General features: G+C 49.5%; 16 protein-coding genes. 2 read left to right on the top strand and 14 right to left on the bottom strand.

Features of this window, described 5'->3' with window-relative positions:
- The first annotated feature begins 30 nt into the window (after positions 1-30).
- Entirely contained in the window at positions 31-663 is a 633-nt protein-coding gene (locus ACJJI7_RS02895) for a TetR/AcrR family transcriptional regulator (protein WP_444900999.1), read from the top strand.
- A 3-nt stretch (positions 664-666) separates the two neighbouring features.
- Here ACJJI7_RS02895 and ACJJI7_RS02890 read toward each other — a convergent pair whose 3' ends face one another.
- The 5 genes from ACJJI7_RS02890 to ACJJI7_RS02870 all read right to left on the bottom strand — a co-directional run bounded on the left by ACJJI7_RS02890 (position 667) and on the right by ACJJI7_RS02870 (position 4,308).
- Positions 667-1,095, bottom strand: coding sequence for a GFA family protein (locus ACJJI7_RS02890; RefSeq protein ID WP_444901000.1), 429 nt, complete (start codon positions 1,093-1,095; stop codon positions 667-669).
- 17 nt (positions 1,096-1,112) lie between these two features.
- On the bottom strand, positions 1,113-1,874 hold the full coding sequence (locus ACJJI7_RS02885; protein WP_020414656.1) for an ABC transporter permease: 762 nt from the start codon (positions 1,872-1,874) through the stop codon (positions 1,113-1,115).
- Positions 1,871-2,836 carry an ABC transporter ATP-binding protein gene (locus tag ACJJI7_RS02880; RefSeq protein WP_282952492.1) on the bottom strand — a complete coding sequence of 322 codons (966 nt, stop codon included), beginning with the start codon at positions 2,834-2,836 and terminating at the stop codon, positions 1,871-1,873. Before ACJJI7_RS02880 ends, ACJJI7_RS02885 begins: the two co-directional genes overlap by 4 nt.
- 63 nt (positions 2,837-2,899) lie before the next feature.
- Positions 2,900-4,123, bottom strand: a complete 1,224-nt coding sequence (locus ACJJI7_RS02875) for an MFS transporter (RefSeq protein WP_353375714.1) — start codon at positions 4,121-4,123, stop codon at positions 2,900-2,902.
- Positions 4,120-4,308 (bottom strand): hypothetical protein, encoded by a 189-nt coding sequence (locus tag ACJJI7_RS02870; protein WP_020414659.1) that lies wholly within the window; start codon positions 4,306-4,308, stop codon positions 4,120-4,122. The genes ACJJI7_RS02875 and ACJJI7_RS02870 overlap by 4 nt, the downstream gene beginning before the upstream one ends.
- An 87-nt stretch (positions 4,309-4,395) precedes the next feature.
- Here ACJJI7_RS02870 and soxR point away from each other — a divergent pair, with 87 nt between their 5' ends.
- Positions 4,396-4,881 (top strand): redox-sensitive transcriptional activator SoxR, encoded by a 486-nt coding sequence (soxR, locus tag ACJJI7_RS02865; RefSeq protein ID WP_020414660.1) that lies wholly within the window; start codon positions 4,396-4,398, stop codon positions 4,879-4,881.
- 60 nt (positions 4,882-4,941) lie between these two features.
- Here soxR and ACJJI7_RS02860 read toward each other — a convergent pair whose 3' ends face one another.
- The 9 genes from ACJJI7_RS02860 to ACJJI7_RS02820 all read right to left on the bottom strand — a co-directional run bounded on the left by ACJJI7_RS02860 (position 4,942) and on the right by ACJJI7_RS02820 (position 18,846).
- Positions 4,942-5,667: a dienelactone hydrolase family protein gene (locus tag ACJJI7_RS02860; protein WP_444901001.1), complete on the bottom strand. Its 726-nt coding sequence runs from the start codon at positions 5,665-5,667 to the stop codon at positions 4,942-4,944.
- A 696-nt stretch (positions 5,668-6,363) separates the two neighbouring features.
- Complete coding sequence (locus tag ACJJI7_RS02855) at positions 6,364-7,074, bottom strand: LysE family translocator (protein ID WP_444901002.1); 711 nt, start codon at positions 7,072-7,074, stop codon at positions 6,364-6,366.
- Positions 7,075-7,610: 536 nt separating this feature from the next.
- The gene (locus ACJJI7_RS02850; protein ID WP_020414664.1) at positions 7,611-8,018 is read right to left on the bottom strand and encodes a VOC family protein; all 408 of its coding nucleotides are present in this window, start codon (positions 8,016-8,018) and stop codon (positions 7,611-7,613) included.
- 241 nt (positions 8,019-8,259) lie between these two features.
- On the bottom strand, positions 8,260-11,028 hold the full coding sequence (locus tag ACJJI7_RS02845) for a nitrate reductase (RefSeq protein WP_444901003.1): 2,769 nt from the start codon (positions 11,026-11,028) through the stop codon (positions 8,260-8,262).
- Positions 11,028-11,474 (bottom strand): nitrite reductase small subunit NirD, encoded by a 447-nt coding sequence (gene nirD / locus ACJJI7_RS02840; RefSeq protein WP_020414666.1) that lies wholly within the window; start codon positions 11,472-11,474, stop codon positions 11,028-11,030. Before nirD ends, ACJJI7_RS02845 begins: the two co-directional genes overlap by 1 nt.
- Positions 11,475-11,559: 85 nt before the next feature.
- Positions 11,560-14,097, bottom strand: coding sequence for a nitrite reductase large subunit NirB (gene nirB / locus ACJJI7_RS02835; protein WP_444901004.1), 2,538 nt, complete (start codon positions 14,095-14,097; stop codon positions 11,560-11,562).
- Positions 14,098-14,365: 268 nt separating this feature from the next.
- The gene (locus tag ACJJI7_RS02830; protein ID WP_444901005.1) at positions 14,366-16,147 is read right to left on the bottom strand and encodes a bifunctional protein-serine/threonine kinase/phosphatase; all 1,782 of its coding nucleotides are present in this window, start codon (positions 16,145-16,147) and stop codon (positions 14,366-14,368) included.
- Positions 16,137-17,600, bottom strand: a complete 1,464-nt coding sequence (locus ACJJI7_RS02825; RefSeq protein ID WP_020414670.1) for a NarK family nitrate/nitrite MFS transporter — start codon at positions 17,598-17,600, stop codon at positions 16,137-16,139. Before ACJJI7_RS02825 ends, ACJJI7_RS02830 begins: the two co-directional genes overlap by 11 nt.
- A 181-nt stretch (positions 17,601-17,781) precedes the next feature.
- Complete coding sequence (locus ACJJI7_RS02820) at positions 17,782-18,846, bottom strand: CmpA/NrtA family ABC transporter substrate-binding protein (protein ID WP_444901006.1); 1,065 nt, start codon at positions 18,844-18,846, stop codon at positions 17,782-17,784.
- Between the last annotated feature and the right edge of the window lie 2 nt (positions 18,847-18,848).

Below are 18,848 nucleotides of genomic sequence, written 5' to 3'. Positions count from 1 at the left end.
TAAACTGGTGAGTCCAGTATATGGAGTGCTATGTCTGAACAGTCTCAGGCGGCTGCCCAGCGCGGGCGTCCCAAGGATCTGGCCAAACGCCAGGCAATTCTCGATGCAGCCAAGGAGCTGTTTCTGACCAAAGGTTTTGCCGCAACCAGTGTGGATGCGGTGGCCTCTGCTGCGGGTGTATCGAAACTGACGGTGTACAGCCACTTCTCTGATAAAGAGACGCTGTTCAGTGCTGCGATCACTTCCCGCTGCGAGATGATGATGCCCCTGCCTATTTTCGACCTGGAGGAGGGGGATTCGGTGGCAGAAGTACTGGAGCGCATTGGCCAAGCCTTCCTGAGCATGGTGGACAGCGAAGATAGCATTCGCTTGTTACGGCTTTTGTGCGCACTGGCCGCGCAGGAATCAAAACTGGCACAGCTGTTTTTCGATGCGGGTCCTCAGCAAATTCTGAAGGATATTGAGCAGTTGCTGCGCCGTGCTACCGAGATGGGTAAGTTGAGGGTGGAGGACCCGGCCGAGGCTGCTGAGGACTTTATGGGTATATTGCTGGGTTGCCGGCATATGCGTGTATTGATCGGCTGCTGTGAGGTGCAGGCAGAGGAGGAGCGACGCGAGCGGGTGCGCAAGGCGGTGGCACTGTTTATGCGCGGTTACCGTTGATTTCTAATATTGGTCGGTGCGGCCCGCCATCATCGGGCAGTGGCTGATATTTCTATTTATTTCCAGCCAGTCCGGTTTATTTTGGTAGTAGACGTAGCGTTCTGGCTGAATAAATGCCGGGTCGTCGAAGGCGCCTCCGGCAATACCGCGATACCTAGGCAGAAATTCCAGGGTCCAGGTAACGGCACTGCCACAGCTGATGCAGAACTGGCACTCTATCCAGCGATTCGCATCGGATATTAACTGGTGACTTTTCAACTTGCCTCGGATGAACTCTACGTTGGCCTTGTCAAAATACACCGACACGCCGATTAGACTGCCGGTACGTTTTCGGCACCAGCTACAGGAACAGAGGCTCACTCGGTGAGGAGCGCCAGTGGCGTGAAAATGCACGGCGTCACAGGCACAGCCACCTTCGTGAATCTCCCCCATCCCTAAAATCTCACTGATCAGGTTTTAATCCGGTAGCCGGTGCGGAAAATCCACCAGATAGTTGTCAGGCAAAGGAGAAGAAAAAGAAGGATCATTCCCACGCTGAGGCCCAGGTTTACATCGGCAACCCCATAAAACGCCCAGCGGAAACTGCTGATCAGGTAGACCACCGGGTTAAACAGGGTAATTTTCTGCCAGATTTCCGGCAGCATACTAATGGAGTAAAAAGCTCCACCCAGAAAAGTCAGGGGGGTAATAATCATTAGCGGAATAATTTGCAGTTTCTGGAAATCATCCGCCCAGATACCGATGATAAAACCAAACAGGCTGAAAGTGACCGCAGTCAGCACCAGGAATACGATCATCCAAAAGGGATGGACAATTTCGTAGTCCACAAAAAAGCGTGCAGTGAGCAGGATCAAGAGCCCGAGAATAATTGATTTGGATGCTGCAGCCCCCACATAGCCGGCTACAACCTCGAAAGCCGATACTGGTGCGGATAGCACTTCGTAAATGGTGCCTGAGAACTTCGGAAAGAAAATACCAAAAGAGGCATTGGAAATACTCTCGCTTAACAGAGCCAGCATAATCAGGCCAGGGATAATAAAGGCTCCATAGCTAACACCGTCAATGTCCCCCATACGCGAGCCGATGGCCGCGCCAAACACAATAAAATAGAGGGAGGTGGAGAGTACCGGCGAGGCGATACTCTGCATCAGAGTACGCCATGTGCGCGCCATTTCAAACTTGTAAATCGCCGCGATTCCGTACCAGTTCATTCCTGGGTCTCCTTGCTTAGCTGTTCCTCTCGTTCCCTGCGCGCACCGTGCACCAGGTTGACAAAGATTTCCTCCAGGGAACTCTCTCTGGTATGTAGATCGCGAAAATCGATACTGGCTGCATTGAGGCGGCGCAAAAACTCCGCAATGCCAGTGTCTTCGCTTTTGACATCGAAACGGTATACCAGTTGGCTGCCATCTCCGCTTAGGCTTAGAGGCAAGTCGGCAAGGGCATCGGGAATTCTCTGTAATGGCTCGGGCAGGTTGAGGCTGAGTTCCTTCTCACCCATTTTCTGCATCAGGGTTTTTTTCTCCTCCACTAATACCAGTTCACCATGATTGATGACGCCGACGCGATCGGCCATCTCCTCGGCCTCCTCGATATAGTGTGTAGTCAGGATAATGGTGACGCCTGAATCCTTTAGTCCGCGTACCATCTCCCACATATCCTGGCGCAACTCTACGTCTACACCTGCGGTGGGTTCATCCAGGAATAAGACATTCGGCTCATGGGAAAGCGCTTTAGCAATCATCAGGCGGCGCTTCATGCCACCAGACAGGGTAATAATTTTATTGTCCTTTTTTTCCCATAAAGACAATTGCCGCAGAATCTTTTCCAGATAGGCGGGATTCGGGGATTTTCCGAACAGGCCACGACTGAATTTCACAGCAGCCCATACGGTTTCAAAGGCATCGGTGGAAATTTCCTGCGGCACCAAACCGATCTCATTGCGGGCCTTGCGGTAGTCTGACTGAATGTCAAACCCGTTGACGCGAATACTGCCTTGACTGGCGTTGACGATGCCACACACAATGCTGATCAGGGTGGTTTTGCCAGCTCCATTGGGGCCAAGCAAGGCAAAGATTTCCCCACGCTGAATTTCCAGGTCGACATTGTTTAGGGCGGTAAATCCTCCAGCATAGGTTTTGCCGAGGCCCTGGATCGAAATAATAGGTTTCACTTTCTCTCCTTGCCAAAGTTACGGTTACTTCTTTGGCGTTGCGTTGTCGGGCGGGTCTACATCCTACCGCAATTTAATTTCAGTGGATGTTTTTGTTTTAAGCCAGTGGGTTATCAGGGCTATAACTGCCAGTAACAATAGCCCTAGAGCCACTGTAGAGAAGGCACTTGCAAGACCAAAGTGATTAACCCATGGCTGACTGAGAAAAGGAGATAAAAATTGCCCAATAAATACACTGGCGGTCAGCGCTCCCGAAATGCGCCCGCGCATATTTTCTGTAGCTGACTCCAACCCTGTAGAAAAAATATGTGGTATGAGTGTTCCCATACCACTACCGTAGATTGCCATGGCGATAATGATTCCAGAGAAAGATTCTGCTATGGAAATCAACCCCATGCCGGTGGCCATAACGGTAAAACTGAAGGCGAAAATTCCAAATTTGCCAAAAATTTTGTGTGCACGTGGGAACAGAGTCAGCGAAGCGAGAGCGCCCATTAGATTACCCGCAGCAATGGCTACTCCGGCTTGACTGGGAGAGCTGGCACCGATCTCTTGCAGCAGGAAAGGCAGCTGTGTTGGGATCAGGAAAAAAGCCAGGCTGTTCAGCATGGCAGCACCGAGCAAGGCGGAGAATCCCAGCCAGTAGATTTTTTTTTCTGCAATGCTTTTTGATTTTTTGAGTGTATAGCTGCGTTTGGGTTCAGGAAGGTAGATCAGCACCGCGGGAATCAACAGCAGCGCAACCCCGTAAATGGCAAAAGGGCCACGCCAATGCAGGTCTGCCAGTAATCCCCCGGCCAGTAGACAGACAACTCCCCCGAGGCTGATAAAAGCGCCTTGCTGCCCCATGTAAACCTGCCTCTCTCTGGGGGTGAAATAATCTCCTACCAAGGCAGTGACAGAGGTCATTGTGCCGGCTACGGCCACCCCCAGAAGAATGCGGCTGGCGAGAATTCCTTCCAGACTGTTTTGCAATAAAGCGGAAGTCCCGGCAAAGCCATACAGACCTACCGCCAATAGCAGTAGTCTGCGCCTTCCGTAGCGGTCTGAGATAATCCCGGCCAGAGGTGCAAATATGGCGATCATCAGGGCGGGCAAACTCAAAACCAGCCGGCTCAGCAGTGCACTATCTGGGTGTTGGGAAAAATAGTTTTCCAGGGCCGGCAGGGATGGCGCCACAGTAGCGCCGGACATAATTGTGAGTGCTGCGAGGCACAATAACGTCAGCCGTTGGGGTGTGGGAACCGTAAAATTACCAGGTACTGCAATCGCAGCAACAGTTTTCATGACTGGCCCCCGACCTTGCAGGCATTCAACCCGATCCCGGTATTGGCAGCCGATGGACTTTCTTGCTGCTTGGTTTCTTTGACCAGGCTGATGCTCAGGCTCTGTGCTGCCACCATCAGTTGAAAGAAGCCCGGTGCTGACTGTGTCTGGAGAGTCGGATTCGGTTGTTTACGATTCCAGTTCATCACTTTCCTTCCTTTACTTGCATTGGATCGCGGCGCAGTGTAAAACCTCAAGTAATATTGAGGTCAATGGTTTTGGGAGGCCTTTAGGTGACTAAGGCGAAAAATGACAAAGCTGCTATCCAACCGGGGCAAAGTATCCGGCGTGAGTTGACTGTTGGAGAGGTGGCAGAGCGCTGTGATGTAGCGGTAAGCGCTCTGCACTTTTATGAGAGTAAGGGGCTGATTAGCAGTTGGCGCACCAGTGGTAACCAACGGCGCTACTCCCGCGATGTATTGCGGCGTGTGGCCATTATCAAGGTGGCACAGAGTACCGGTATCCCACTGGCCGAAATCCGTCAGGCGTTGGCAACCCTTCCGAATGGACGCACGCCGACAGCTAAAGATTGGGCCAAGCTCTCGGCAGGCTGGCGTGAGGACCTCGACCAGCGTATTCGCCAGCTGACCCAGCTGCGCGATCGGTTGGAAGGTTGTATAGGCTGTGGGTGCCTTTCTATGGATAACTGCCCGTTACGCAACCCAGGGGACCAGGCGGCAGAGCAGGGTAGAGGTGCTCTCTATCTGAGTGAAGATTAGAGTTCTGAAATTTAAAAGGCGATTTGTGCCCGGTAGTAAATTTACCGGGCACAAACATTGTCAGTTGAAGATTTTTTGGTAGAAATCCAGGGCGCCCTGCCAGGAATCCATTGCCGCTTCCTGGTTATATGCGAGTGGTAGGCCGAACTTCTCGCCTCGCTCAGTTGCGGCGGGATTGGTAAATCCGTGCAGTACACCTGGATAACTCACCAGTGTGAGCTTGGCTCCCGCTTCTTGCATCTCTTCAACAAAAGCACCGACCTGTTGGGGCGGAATCATGGCATCGGCACCGCCGGTATAGACCTGTATTTCGGCCTGGATCTTGCCTTTTTTCGCGACAACATCGCTGGTCAGAGCACCGTGAAAGCTGACGGCACCACGCAACTCGAGGCCGAGGCGTGCCATAGCTAATACCACGCCGCCACCAAAACAATATCCCTGTGCAGCAATGCGATTGGGATCAACACCGGCGTGTTGTTGTAATAGCGAAAGTGCTGTACGAAAACGCGCTTCCAGAACCACGGGGCTTTTGAGGGCCTCATCATGGAATTTCTGCGCCTCGGCAGGGTCATCGGTTTGTTTGCCGGTACCGAACATGTCCACTGCAAAAGCGTAGTATCCAAGTTCGGCCAGCCGGTCTGCCTGTTTCCTCACAAAGGCATTATGTCCCCACCACTCATGTACCAGAATGACTCCGGGGCGCTTTTCGTTAATACCGCTGTCCCACGCGAGGTAACCGGTAAAGGAATCACCATTTACCGTATAATCTATGACTTCATTTTCCATAATCTCAGGGCCTGAATTGTGAGAAAATTGTAAGCTTACTTGATAAAAATGTCTGAATCTCAAAGTTTCTATGGGAGATAATTGATTAAATAATTTTGTTAATCAACTCCTTCAATTTAGTAATGTTGACTTCAAGATTATTAAAATATACTGAAAAACCCATACCCTCGGTATCATAGTTTTTCTCTACAGATGAGGATTGAATGTTATTTTATTGCAAAGATTGCTGAGTGGTACCAGGATAAAAAGGATCTGCAAGAAGGTAAATTGTATATTCCAGCACCCAGAGTAGCCGCACTTTTTAGGCCAAGAGGTTGATTCACTGGCACAAAATCAATCAGACATACACAAGCGTAGAGCTGATAGAGGCCAAAATTATCTACTTGGCGTCCAATTGCACAGTCCTATCGTTTGTTGAACTTAAACATTATATTTAGTTACGTCATCTGCAAAGCAATAAAATCATTTCATTTAATAGTGAATTTGGATGCTATTCTTAAATAGTGAGTTCAGAGACGGGCTTCTAGCAGAAATTAAGCAAGAAAAATTGCTAGAAGCGCTAACTAACTTATATAAGGGTGTCAATGGCAATATATAATGAAAGCATTTCTTGATTTGCATAGTTTTGGTCGGCCAAAATTTTTTTAAATAACCCTGCACTAAATTAGTGGGGTTAAAGGCAAAAATAGAAGAGCTCTATAAATTGGTGAGCCCGGATTGTCCAGTTAGGAGCTGTGTATACAAGAGATAGAGCGCACAAAGGATCAGAAGCCCCCCCATAATACCGTTAAATACTTTTACCCGGTGTTCGGTACCTAGTAGTAATCGAGCTCTATCTCCTGCCAGAGCCCAGATTGCCAAAGATGTATAGCATACGAGGAAGTAGATTAGTACAAAGGTCATTAAACTGGAGTGGCTTTCTGCACTCGAGAATAGTGCAACTCCAGATATGCAGGCTACCCACGCTTTAGGGTTAAGCCATTGCAACAAAAATCCTTCATGGAATCTCGGTTTAGTCTGCTCTGCAATATCAATAGTTGCATCAGAAGCCGTTGCTATCTTATAACCGATATATATCACATAAGCCGAACCCAGTATGGCCAGATATTGTAAAAACTTGGGATAAACAGCCAGTAATTGATAAAAACCGAAGCCAATGGCTGCCAATAAGAGGGTAAATCCTATTGTTGCTCCTGAAACAAATGGCATTGTCCGGCCAAAACCATAATTGACGCCGGAAGAAATAATTACCATGTTGACTGGCCCCGGCGTGATCGACATGGCCAGAGAAAATCCGAACATAGCTAAAAGTAAAGACATATAGCTTTCCTGTTGATAATTATTGATATCCGTCAGTAAAAGCCTTTTTGGGGCTGCATGCAAGTTGATTGAAAACAGCTTTTTCATAAATGGTCAAAGTGAGTTAAATCATTTTTTCTATAGGAAAGAATTCCATATTGAAATGGTGGGCTTTAATTTGGCCTTTCGGGATGCGTAATAAAGATATAATCCTCTAATCGTCCCAAGTATATTAAGCCATAGATGTGAACACTCTTATTAATGCTCAGGGTGCCATCAATTATTGAATAGGAGGCTCAATATTTCCCTTCGCCAGCGTGCACTATTGTATGTGGTTTTTTTGTGATAATCATATTTTGTGTTGCGATACTAACTCAGGATTTTGGTATATCAATAGCTGGCTAGAATAATTGCCGATCCCTAAATGACTTTTTTCAAAAAAATGTAGTTATACTGCTTTTAATGAGCTTGATAGGTGGTTTGTGATTAAAATGTCGGGATACTCCAGGGGCTTTTCTTTAATGCTGCTATTCCATCCGTGAAAGCTGCTAAAAAATCTTCATTGGCTGAGTAATCAGCCATCTCAGGTTTTTTACATTTCTGTTCTTCGGGACTGGAAAATTATCAAGCTGTTTCGGGGTTCCCTAAGTGGTTGGCGGGCCCTTAAGCTCTATAACATTGTGCTCGGGATCTGAAATATAGATTGATGGCCCCATGCCTTCGGCTCCGTAGCGCTGCTCTACTGGGGAGGCTTCGACATTATTTTCACTCATGTATTTGTGAATTTCCCTTGGGTTAAAAGGATCAACACGCAAGCAGAAGTGATGCATATTACGTCCCTCTTTTCCTGGGGCTGAGCCTCCCGCTAAACCAATGGAGTGGTCTACCGGAACCAGGTCAATCAGGCAGTTGCCGGCTCGCATCTGGTAAAGCCCGAGGTCTTCATTTTCCCGCTCCATCTTGCAGCCGAGGATTCCTTCATAAAAATCGCGCATAGCGCTTAGTGATTTTACGCGTAAAACCACGTGATCAATATGGTCGATTTTGAACATGGAAACCCCGTGTGCTTGATTGAAAAGCTCCGCTATGACGCGCTAGATATATCGGCCTTAATTGTAGAGGGAATAAAGTTGATATTAACTTGAGAGGGCCCTTGCAACGCCATAATAGAGGCCTTTCTGCTCTAAATCGGCAGGTCAGCCTCTAAAGGAAATAATTTCATCCACAGATAGTTATTGTCTTGGGGATATTGCGGGGATGAATTGGACCCTTCTGTTAATTCAAAAGGACTTCCTAGGCGCCAGCTGCGTAGTTTTCTTTAAGTTCTTTGTGCTTATTTTTGGCAGACTTAACCACTTCGGTCTCCATCGTAGCGGCTACTGCCTGTCCGGAAACACCACTTTCCCGCGCTGTGCGGATCAGGGCAGATATTTCCGGTTTACAAGAACCGCAGCGGGTTCCACACCCGAGTGCATGACCTAGCGCTTCTACGGAGTGGATGCCATTTCCAATTGCTTGCTCGATCTGCGGCCGGGAAATCTGCATACAGGTGCAGACCATACGCACACCGGCTGGGATAGGGTGTAGCAGTTGAGCTGGAATTTGGGGCATATCGAGTTGCAAATAGCGCTCTAGAGTCCGTCGATCCGGTAGGTTGTGCCAGTCGTTATTAGCAATAATCAGTAGTTGGAATTCATCGTTATAGGCCAGCCAGCGCTGACTCTTTAACGTCTCGACCTGTTGCCAGTGAATATCGGGGATATCTTGCAATAGCATTGCACCTAACTTGCGGCCATCCAGGGGATGGCACAGAGCCAGCTCAAAGCGATAACCACCATCACAAGGCACTCTGTACCAGTGCAGGAGGTTGCTGTCGTTATGTGTTTGTAACCACTGCCATAGACTTTTGGCTACTGGATCAGGGCAGATCAGGGTGGCATAACTGTGGCATTCGAGGGGCTGTAGTTGAACTGGTACCTGTTTGAACTCGGGTTGGCCTGATAGGGGATCAACAACTGCTTCGGTAAGGGCGCTGACTTTGGACTCCTGCGCAAGAGTTTGGCTCCAGTGGATGGGCGCAAATAACTCTCCATGTTTTTGTGCGGCATTTAGCGCTGCGCGTCCGCACATTCTGCCCTGCGCACTGCGCAGCTCTACCAGGGCTCCCTCGTCAACACCGTATTCCCTGGCATCTCTCGGATTGATCTGAACCTCAGCAATTTCGCTGTGGTCGAGCAGCTTGCGTGAGCGGCCGGTGCGGGTCATAGTATGCCACTGGTCACGCATGCGTCCGCTATTGAGCCACAATGGGTAGGCCTTATTAATTTGCTGCTGGGGAGAGCGGGGTGTGATAGGAATAAAATTAGCGCGTCCGCTTTCGGTAAAAAATCTTCCATCTCCAAACAAGCGTGCACTGCCGTTGGGGTTTGCAGTATTGACCGGCCACTGCACCGGTTGTAGCTTGTCGTAGTCACTGCGTTGGATATTCCCAAAGAGGGAAATATCAAAGGCTCGGCTACCGTTATTTTCAAAGCCGGATAATTGAGCGTGCTCGCGGAAAATATCTGCGGGATGTGAATAGCTGAATTGATCCTCGAATCCCAGACGACCTGCCAAGTCACAAATGGCCTGCCAGTCATGCCGAGCCTCTCCGCTTGGTTCCTGGAAGGGCCTTTGCCGGGAGATACGCCGTTCTGCATTGGTAACCGTGCCATTTTTCTCTCCCCAGCTAGTAGCTGGTAACAGTACATCGGCACACCGTGCGGTATCTGTATCGGCAATACAATCGGAAACAACTACCAGCGGACACTTGCGCAGCGCTTCTGCCACTCGGTCTGCCTCTGGCATGCTCACTGCAGGATTGGTGGCCATAATCCAGATGGCCTTAATCTGCCCACTTTCCACTGCGCGGAACATATCTACTGCTTTTAAGCCGGGAGTCAGTGCGACCTGCGGAGCGCACCAGAAACGGCCTACCCGATCAATGGCATCCATATCGAATTCCATATGGGCAGCGAGCATATTCGCAAGGCCACCCACTTCACGCCCCCCCATGGCATTGGGTTGTCCCGTGATTGAGAAAGGGCCCGTTCCCGTTTTTCCAATGCGCCCTGTAGCCAGGTGACAATTGATGATAGCGTTGTTTTTATCGCTACCACTGCTGGATTGGTTGATACCCTGGGAATAAAAGCTGATTGTTTTTTCTGTTTCGGCAAACAGCTGAAAGAATGCCTGTAATTTTTCTGTAGATATTCCACAGGCCAGCGCGGTTTGTTGAAGAGACCAGTGCTGAGCCGCGACGAGGGTGTCCTCAAAGCCCTGAGTGTGTTGCTGAATATATTGATGATCAAGTTGATTGTGCTGTGCGAGGAAATTAAGCAAGCCGTTAAACAGGGATGCATCACTGCCTGGAATAATAGCGAGGTGTAGGTCGGCCATTTCACTGGTAGCACTCGCACGAGGGTCTATGACGACCAGTTTTGCACTGCCTGCCTGCATGCGCTGGAAAAGGATTGGATGGGTCCAGGCGGCATTGGAGCCAATTAATATAATAAGGTCTGTGTGTTCCAGGTCACCGTAGCAGCAAGGTACGGCGTCTGCTCCAAATGCACGTTTATACCCGACAACTGCTGAGGACATGCACAGACGTGAATTGGTATCGATATTAGCGCTGCCAATAAATCCCTTCATCAGTTTATTGGCAACATAGTAATCTTCGGTAAGTAGCTGCCCGGAGAGATAAAAGGCTACGGAGTCTGGACCATATTCACGGATATTTTGCGCAAAGCTATCGGCCACATAGGACATGGCACTATCCCAGTCACACTCCTTTCCATGCAAGCGAGGACGTAGCAGCCTATCACGTTCACCGAGGGTTTCCCCAAGCGCGGCGCCTTTGACACAAAGTTTGCCAAAATTAGCGGGATGTTGGGTATCGCCACTGACTTTTATAGCCGTAGTGTCCGCGCGCTCTTCCTTGTCGACCGTTACTCCACAGCCTACGCCGCAATAGGGGCAGGTAGTGCAGGAGCGGCGCGCGCTCAAAAATTCCGTTACTGCCATTACTGTATCTTATTGCAGCCGATGTAAACCTTATCCTCATAAAGTGCCAGTGGGTAGGTGGCAAGCCTGATATTGCTATCTTCCATGCAGACTCCATCGCTTAGGCGGAAGTGGTGTTTATAAAGTGGAGAAGCAACAGTCAATTCCCCCTCCATTTCCGCAATAATTCCTCTTGCAATTACGCCAGCTTGTGCGATCGGGTCCCAGTTGTCAACGGCATAAAGCTGTTGCTCCTGATCGGGTAAAAAAAATAGGGCGATACTTCTCTGTTCAATAATTTTATTGGCTCTACTGAACATCTCCGTAGGATATACAGAGGTATCACCCCAAAGGGCACACACCCCTGAGTTATTCACCAGATCTGATCGCTGACAGATTGGTAACCATTGGGGGTGGGTTATGGCAATTGAATTTGTGTTGCTTTGTTGCAGTGCGGCTAAGCTCATAATAATTTCCTTTCAAGACTTTAAGAGGTTAAAAAGTGAAGTCTTCATCATTTGCGGGCCGGTGGGTTAAGCTGCCGGGTTGGTGTCATGCGGACTCTGCGGTTTCCACAATTTCTTCCACAGTTGCCGGTCGTGGCTGACCACGCTCTTTGACAAAAATTATTTTTTCATCTGATTGGTCACTATTGACAAACTGGCGAAAACGTTTGAGCTTTTCGGGATCGTTGACCGCAGTTTTCCATTCACACTGGTAGGTATTGACTACACGTTTCATCTGCGCCTCCAGCTCCACACAGATATCCAGCTTGTCATCAATAATGACTTCACGCAGGTAATCGAGACCGCCGTCGAGATTTTCGAGCCATACTGATGTGCGCTGTAATTTATCGGCAGTACGTACGTAAAACATTAAAAATCGGTCGATATAACGGATCAGGGTTTCGCTATCCAGATCGGTGGCAAATAAATCTGCATGGCGAGGGCGCATGCCTCCATTCCCACAGACAAAAAGGTTCCAACCTTTTTCGGTGGCGATTACTCCCACATCTTTGCTCTGCGCTTCAGCACATTCACGGGTGCAACCCGATACCGCCATTTTAATTTTGTGTGGTGAGCGAAGGCCCTTATAGCGATTTTCCACAAGCAGAGCCATGGAAACACTGTCTTGCACTCCGAAGCGACACCAGGTACTGCCGACACAGGATTTGACTGTACGCAGAGACTTTCCGTAGGCATGGCCGGTTTCAAAGCCTGCGTCAATCAGTTCGCTCCAGATTTCCGGTAGTTGCTCCAGCCTCGCACCAAATAGATCGATACGCTGACCACCGGTAATTTTTGTATAGAGGTTATAGCGTTTAGCGACTTCACCAATAACAATCAACTTTTCCGGCGTAATTTCACCACCGGGAATACGAGGCACTACTGAGTAGCTGCCATTTTTCTGCATATTCGCCATAAAAGTGTCATTGGTATCCTGCAGTCCGACATGGGACTGCTCGAGAATATGCTCATTCCATAAAGAGGCGAGTATGGAGGCTACGGTGGGTTTACAGACCTCACAGCCATGACCGTTGCCATGTCTTTCCAGCAGTCCGGCAAAGGTTTTAATTTCCTCCACCTGAATAATGTGAAATAACTCCTGGCGTGAGAAGGGGAAGTGAGCGCAGAGATGATTGTTTACTTCCATGCCCAGTGCGGCCAGCTCGTCGTCAACAATATCCTTCAGCAAGGCGGTGCAGCCACCACAACCAGTGGAAGCCTTGGTTACTTCCTTGACTTCAGCTAGGGAGTGGCAACCTCCGGCAATAACATCGACGATCTGGCCCTTACTCACATTATGACAGGAACACACTGTAGCGGTTGCTGGAAGGGCTGCTGCACCCAGGGTAGGAGTTGCACCTTCTGCTGCAGGTAAAATTAGTTGCTCCGGGTGTTCGGGCAACTCGATATTATTCAGGTGATATTGCAGCAGGCTATCATATTCACTGGTATCGCCAACCATTACGGCGCCGAGTAATTGTTTCCCGGTGCTATCGGTAATCATGCGTTTATAGATGCCGCTCTGCTCATCGACGAAAGTGATAGCGGCAGCACCGTCACTACGTCCATGGGCGTCACCAATAGAACCTACCTGAACCCCGAGAAGCTTGAGTTTGGTACTCATATCGGCGCCGGTGAAATTTTCCTCTTCTCCAACCAGCTGGGCAACAGCTGTACGCGCCATACTATATCCCGGCGCGACTAGACCAAATATTTGATTTTCGTACAGGGCGCATTCACCGATAGCAAAAATATCCGGGTCCGAGGTTCGGCAACTGCTGTCAATAACTATGCCGCCTCGCTCTCCGGTTTGTAGGCCCGAAGATTTTGCGAGTGAGTCTTGGGGGCGAATACCGGCGGAGAATACAATCATATCGGTGATAAGTTTCCTATCCCCTTTAAATTGCATACATAGGCGACCATCCACTTCTTCAATGAGTTCGGTGGCTGTACTGGTATGCACCTGGACCCCCAGGTCTTCAATTTTATTGCGTAACAGTGTTGAACCGCCGTCATCGAGCTGGGTGGCCATTAACCCCGGTGCAAACTCCACTACATGAGCTTCGAGCCCCAGAGTCTTTAATGCATTGGCAGCCTCAAGGCCGAGCAGGCCGCCGCCAACTACAACACCTGTTTTGGCATTCACGGCAGCAGAGCGGATTGCATCCAAGTCTTCGATGGTCCGGTAGACGAAACAGCGCTCGTGCTGATGGCCCGGAATTGGCGGCACAAATGGATAGGAGCCGGTGGCGAGTATTAGCTGGTCGTAGGAACGAGTGATGCCGCTGGCAGCGGTGACCATTTTATTTTTTCTATCAATCTCCTCAACCCGGTCGTTGAGCAGAAGCTCAAATCCCCATTGCTGGTATTGCTCAGTTTTACCCATAGCCAGGTCTTCTGTACTGAGACCAGAAAAATATTCAGACAGATGAACCCGATCATAGGCTGGCCTTGGTTCTGCACAGAAAATGGAAATTTCAAAACTTGTGGATTTTTGATGATTGGCCAGCTGTTCAAGGAAATGGTGTCCTACCATACCGTTGCCAATCACGATCAGCTTTTGTTTCTCTGTATTTACTCTCATTTACATTCCTGCCGTCTCAATTTGTTTGTTCGGCAGGGGCAGGCCCAGGAAAAGCAGCAAGGGCGCCTCCTCTTCTGCCGAAGAGTACAGGCGCCGTTGCCTCGAAATAGGGGAGTATTTTGTTGGTAATTAAATACATTCAATCTCCATGCCAACTTTATTTATAGAAATGGTGGCGTTTTGGCTCGATTGTCTACGATGTCTGCGACAAATTAGTGCATGCGGGAATTTTCTTGCGCATTGAAAGTGCTTATTCAAATCCTGTGAGCTAGAGCCAGAAGAAATAGAGCAGATGTGAGAGCAGTAATAATAGAGCCAGTAACTGCCAACACAGCAGAGGATTGCGTTCCAGGAGTGGGCGCTTATTTGGCAACTTGAATTCTGGATTTGGAACCTGCAAATCCTGGATAAATTCCGATAGTGCGATGTAGCGTTTCTTTGGATCTGCCGCACAGGCTTTGTGTAAAGCTCCATCTATCCAGTGCGGAATATCGTCCCGATACCGGGAAGCCCTGGTAAATTGCATCTGGCTGTAACTTTTCAGATGGTAGTGATAATTGCCGAGACGCTCTGGATAGGGATATTTACCAGTGAGAAGTTCATAGGTGATTACTCCGAGGGAAAATATATCTGAGCGGTGACTGGCGCTATCACCAAAAAAGAACTCCGGTGCTGTGTAATTCTTGCTACCGGGGGCACATTCGCCGGATAAGTGTAATTGTTCTCTGAGTCCGGGACCATCAGCACCACCCAGATCAATAATTACGAGGCGCCCGTCATTGCGCATCATAATATTTTCTGGTTTGAGATCGCCGTGAACGATTTCCATGCGCTGCAGGCTTCGCAGAGCACTGACCAGTTGCCCGAGGATATCCCGTACCTGGGGGATTTGTGGTTGTGGGTTTAATTGCATCCACTGCCGTAAAGTCTGGCCTTCAATATATTCGAGAATATGGTAAAGGCAACGCCGCTCTTTGTTGGGAGCGAAAACTTTAATAATTCCAGGGTGAGTTATTCGTCGTCCGGTCCATTCCTCGGCAACAAAACGCTCGATATATAGGGGATCATCACAAAAATTGACCGAGGGGGTTTTAATTACTCGGAGCTTGTCTGTGTCCTGGTCTCGTGCCAAATACAGGTGGCTGCGATTGCTGGCGTGCAGTTCCTGTAGAATTTGAAAGTTATCGAGTTTCTGTCCCGGGCGCAGGTCCGGCGCAAATGGCAATTCTCGATTGCGCATTGCCAATTCATCACACTCGGGTAGGCCAACGGAGTTTACCCTGCAAACTATTGCGCTTAAGTTGTCTGTGGATCCTGCTTGTAAGGCTGTATCAATTAGCTGTTGCGGAGTGTAGGCACAGAAATTCTGCAGCAGCGCCTTAATAGTATCTTCCTGTAGGAAATCGTGGATACCATCACTACTGAGCAGGAAAACATCACCTGCTTGTAAAGCTTCACAGCGGTAGTCCACGTCAATATGCGCATCCATACCCAATGCGCGACTTAGAAAGGTACGCCCCGGGCCAAGGGTATGGCTGTGATCACGGCTAAGGTATTCCAGTCTGCTATTTCGCAGACGATAAATTCTAGAGTCTCCAATATGTACCAGGTGAGCGCTGGTACCTTTGAATATAACGGCGGAGAAAGTAGTCAGCCATCCTCGCTGGATTTCAGTGCTGCCGCCACTCTGACGGAAAAGCCAGCTGTTGAGGGAATGTAATACACGTGCGACGGCGTGTTTGGTCGACCAGGTTTCCGGAGTACTGTAGTAGTCAGAAAAAAAACCATTGATAGCGGCTCGAGCTGCCTCGCCGCCAGCCTCTGCATTGGCAACTCCATCAGCGAGCGCTGCGAGGCTGCCGTGGCGCTGTAGCTCGGCTCCTTCCGGAAGCCTGACCGCGCAGGCGTCATCATTATGCTGCCGAAGACCGGCACAGGAGGCACTAAACAGCTGCAAGGCACCATAGTAATTGCCCTGCCCACAGTTTGTGGTAGCGGGACTGTCACCTTTCAGTCCCGCAGTTATTTTTATACCGCTGTCATGCGACATCGATCATGGATACGCTGCCATCGGGAAGTACTTCCGCCATTTGTCCTTCTGGTTCTTCCAGCATTAACAGGGCAGTAAAACCGAGTACTGCCGTGGCGCAGATGACCAGGAAGAAAGTCTGGTAGGACACCATGCTTAGCACTGTAAGGTAGAACACTGCTCCCACATTGCCATAAGCCCCTGTCATTCCGGCGATCTGTCCGGTAAGTCGACGCTTGATTAGAGGAACAACAGCGAATACGGCCCCTTCACCAGCCTGTACGAAGAAGGAACAGGCCATAGCAGCCGCAACGGCCAGGTACAGTGGCCATTCTGCATCGATCAAACTCATGGCGAAGTAACCCAAAGCGAGGCCTGCAGTCAGTATCAGCAGAGTCGGCTTACGTCCCCAGCGATCACTGATCAGTCCTCCCGCTGGGCGCGACATCAGGTTCATAAAAGCGTAGGCGGAAGCCAATAAGCCAGCCTTTACCGGATCCAGGGTAAAAGTCTCGGAGAAGAACAGGGGTAACATGGAGACCACGGCCAGCTCAGAACCGAATGTTGCAAAGTAGAGTAGGTTCAAAACAGCGACCTGCTTGAATTTATAACGGTGCACAGGTGCAGGAGGGTTACTGAGTACCTCCCGATTAATACTGTAGGTTTTTCGTGCGTCCAATAGATAAAGTACTACCAGTCCGCAATAAATCAGATTTGCAGTGAGGCTGGATATTAAGTTGACTCCGCTGGATAGTTTCCAGGTGAGCAGTGCCAGAGCTGCATACATAGGTACTTTCATCACCAACAAGAGGACAAAATCCCCAGTGCTGGTAACTTCCATTGCACCAATTTTCTTTGGTTTAAAATAGGTAGACCCCTTGGGGGTGTCGGTAACCGAGAAGTAGTAAATCACGCTGTATACAAGCGCAATCACTCCTGTAAGGCCAATGGCGTAGCGCCAACCATCATCGCCTCCAAAAAACAGTGCAATGGTTGGTAGGGACATAGCTGCGGCAGCGGAGCCAAAGTTACCCCAGCCCCCATAAATGCCTTCGGCAGTTCCCAGTTGGCGGGCTGGGAACCACTCCGATACCATGCGAATGCCGACCACGAACCCCGCACCAATAAACCCGAGCAGGAAGCGGCCTATTGCCGCCTGCACAAAATTGTCTGCCAGGGCAAAAATAAAACAAGGCACGCTACCAATCGCCAGCAGGAGAGAGTAGGTGAGCCGTGGACCATATTTATCTGTCAGCATTCCTATTACGATGCGAGCAGGAATAGTCAGAGCCACATTTAGGATCAGTAGGGTTTTAACTTGATCCGGACTAAGCGATAAGCTCTTGGCAATTGCCATTAATAGGGGAGCATGGTTAAACCAGGCAAAGAAGGTGATAAAAAAAGCCACCCAGGTAAGGTGAAGGATTTTTATCTTCCCGCGGAACGAGAATAGATTGAGTGTATCACTGGACATGCGCATTTCCTTTATTTGCTAATTCCGCAGGCACAAAAAAAAGCCCATAGCCACAGCCGGTAGACTGTAGTCGATGGACTTCGTTGCCCGTGATTTTCGGCGAATAACCACTTCACCGTGCTGATGCGCCAGAGGGAAGGCAATTGCATCATCGAAATATTTCCATTCAATTAATGTGCCACTATTTTTTTGAGAGTAGAAAGTCCACGGTTTGCCGGTAGAGGTCGGCTCTAAAGGCCTTCTCTGCCTGGGGGGATACTTCACTAAAGCCCTTGCACATCTCCAACAGCTGACTTGCCTTGTCTGCGCAAGGTCGGCCACTAACATTGTCCTTGTGTGCGAAGAGGTGCCAGCCTGGATTGGCAATGATCGCTGCATCCCTGCGGAACAGGATTTGATCACTGAGTGAGAGCTGAATTAGTGTTTCGGGTAAGTCAAGATACTGTTTCTGTGATAGCAGACCTGCAGCTATACGACGGTTTCCCCGTGCGGCAAGCCAAGTGCAGGCTTGAAGTAATGCAGCGCGTAAAGCCAGGTGTGTGGCGGGATGAGCTTCATGCCAGCTTTTAGTAACTGCCAGGACTTTTTCCGGCATAGCTGGCAGTAGGCTGTTACAGGCTGTGATGATTGCACCGGCTCCTTTGTGAGCGGCGAGGGTATTCCAGGGCTCACCCACACAATAGCCATCGATAACACCACTATGAAGGTTCTGCAGCATCTGCTCCGGGGGCAGCACTACCAACTGTATTTCCCTGTCTGGGTCAATATTTGCTGAGCGCAGCCAGTGTCGCAACTGTAAACTGTGACTGGAAAAAGGGTATACCGTAGCGAGCCTCACCGGGGTGGAGCCTGCATTATCCAGTAGGTACCGCTTGAGTGCCGCGGCGATATCAGCTTGTGAACTGCCGCTGAAATAGTTTTGCAAGCGATGGAAAAGGTCTTCCGATAAGGTAATGGCATTGCCGTTACAGCTAAGGATAAGCCCGCTTAAGAGCTGTTCCCGACAGTTTGGCAGAGCCTGCTTCAGTGCCAGCGGCATCGGCGCTAGCATAGCAGCAGCGTCTGCTTTACGTCCGATCAGCTTGTCACGCAGGGTTGCCCAGGAGGTTTCCCTGTGTAGCTGCACATCCAGGCCAAGCTGATGAAAGTAGCCCTTCTCCTTGGCGATAATTAAGGGCGCACTGTCGGTCAGGCGCAGGTATAACAATTTTATTGAAGTCTTTTCCGGGCGCAGAGATAGTGACATCG

It is taken from the genome of Microbulbifer variabilis, from assembly GCF_056232115.1.
Note: the sequence above shows the minus strand (reverse complement) of the source record. Positions and strands in the feature narration are given on the sequence as shown.

Excerpts from the sequence above, each read along its gene's own strand:
- ACJJI7_RS02890 (WP_444901000.1), bottom strand. The coding sequence starts at position 1,095 with ATGGGGGAGATTCACGAAGGTGGCTGTGCCTGTGACGCCGTGCATTTT.
- ACJJI7_RS02875 (WP_353375714.1), bottom strand. The coding sequence starts at position 4,123 with ATGAAAACTGTTGCTGCGATTGCAGTACCTGGTAATTTTACGGTTCCC.
- ACJJI7_RS02885 (WP_020414656.1), bottom strand. The coding sequence starts at position 1,874 with ATGAACTGGTACGGAATCGCGGCGATTTACAAGTTTGAAATGGCGCGC.
- ACJJI7_RS02860 (WP_444901001.1), bottom strand. The coding sequence starts at position 5,667 with ATGGAAAATGAAGTCATAGATTATACGGTAAATGGTGATTCCTTTACC.
- ACJJI7_RS02825 (WP_020414670.1), bottom strand. The coding sequence starts at position 17,600 with ATGTCCAGTGATACACTCAATCTATTCTCGTTCCGCGGGAAGATAAAA.
- ACJJI7_RS02895 (WP_444900999.1), top strand. The coding sequence starts at position 31 with ATGTCTGAACAGTCTCAGGCGGCTGCCCAGCGCGGGCGTCCCAAGGAT.
- ACJJI7_RS02830 (WP_444901005.1), bottom strand. The coding sequence starts at position 16,147 with ATGTCGCATGACAGCGGTATAAAAATAACTGCGGGACTGAAAGGTGAC.
- ACJJI7_RS02870 (WP_020414659.1), bottom strand. The coding sequence starts at position 4,308 with ATGAACTGGAATCGTAAACAACCGAATCCGACTCTCCAGACACAGTCA.
- ACJJI7_RS02855 (WP_444901002.1), bottom strand. The coding sequence starts at position 7,074 with ATGAAAAAGCTGTTTTCAATCAACTTGCATGCAGCCCCAAAAAGGCTT.
- ACJJI7_RS02845 (WP_444901003.1), bottom strand. The coding sequence starts at position 11,028 with ATGGCAGTAACGGAATTTTTGAGCGCGCGCCGCTCCTGCACTACCTGC.
- ACJJI7_RS02850 (WP_020414664.1), bottom strand. The coding sequence starts at position 8,018 with ATGTTCAAAATCGACCATATTGATCACGTGGTTTTACGCGTAAAATCA.
- nirD (WP_020414666.1), bottom strand. The coding sequence starts at position 11,474 with ATGAGCTTAGCCGCACTGCAACAAAGCAACACAAATTCAATTGCCATA.
- nirB (WP_444901004.1), bottom strand. The coding sequence starts at position 14,097 with ATGAGAGTAAATACAGAGAAACAAAAGCTGATCGTGATTGGCAACGGT.
- ACJJI7_RS02820 (WP_444901006.1), bottom strand. The coding sequence starts at position 18,846 with ATGTCACTATCTCTGCGCCCGGAAAAGACTTCAATAAAATTGTTATAC.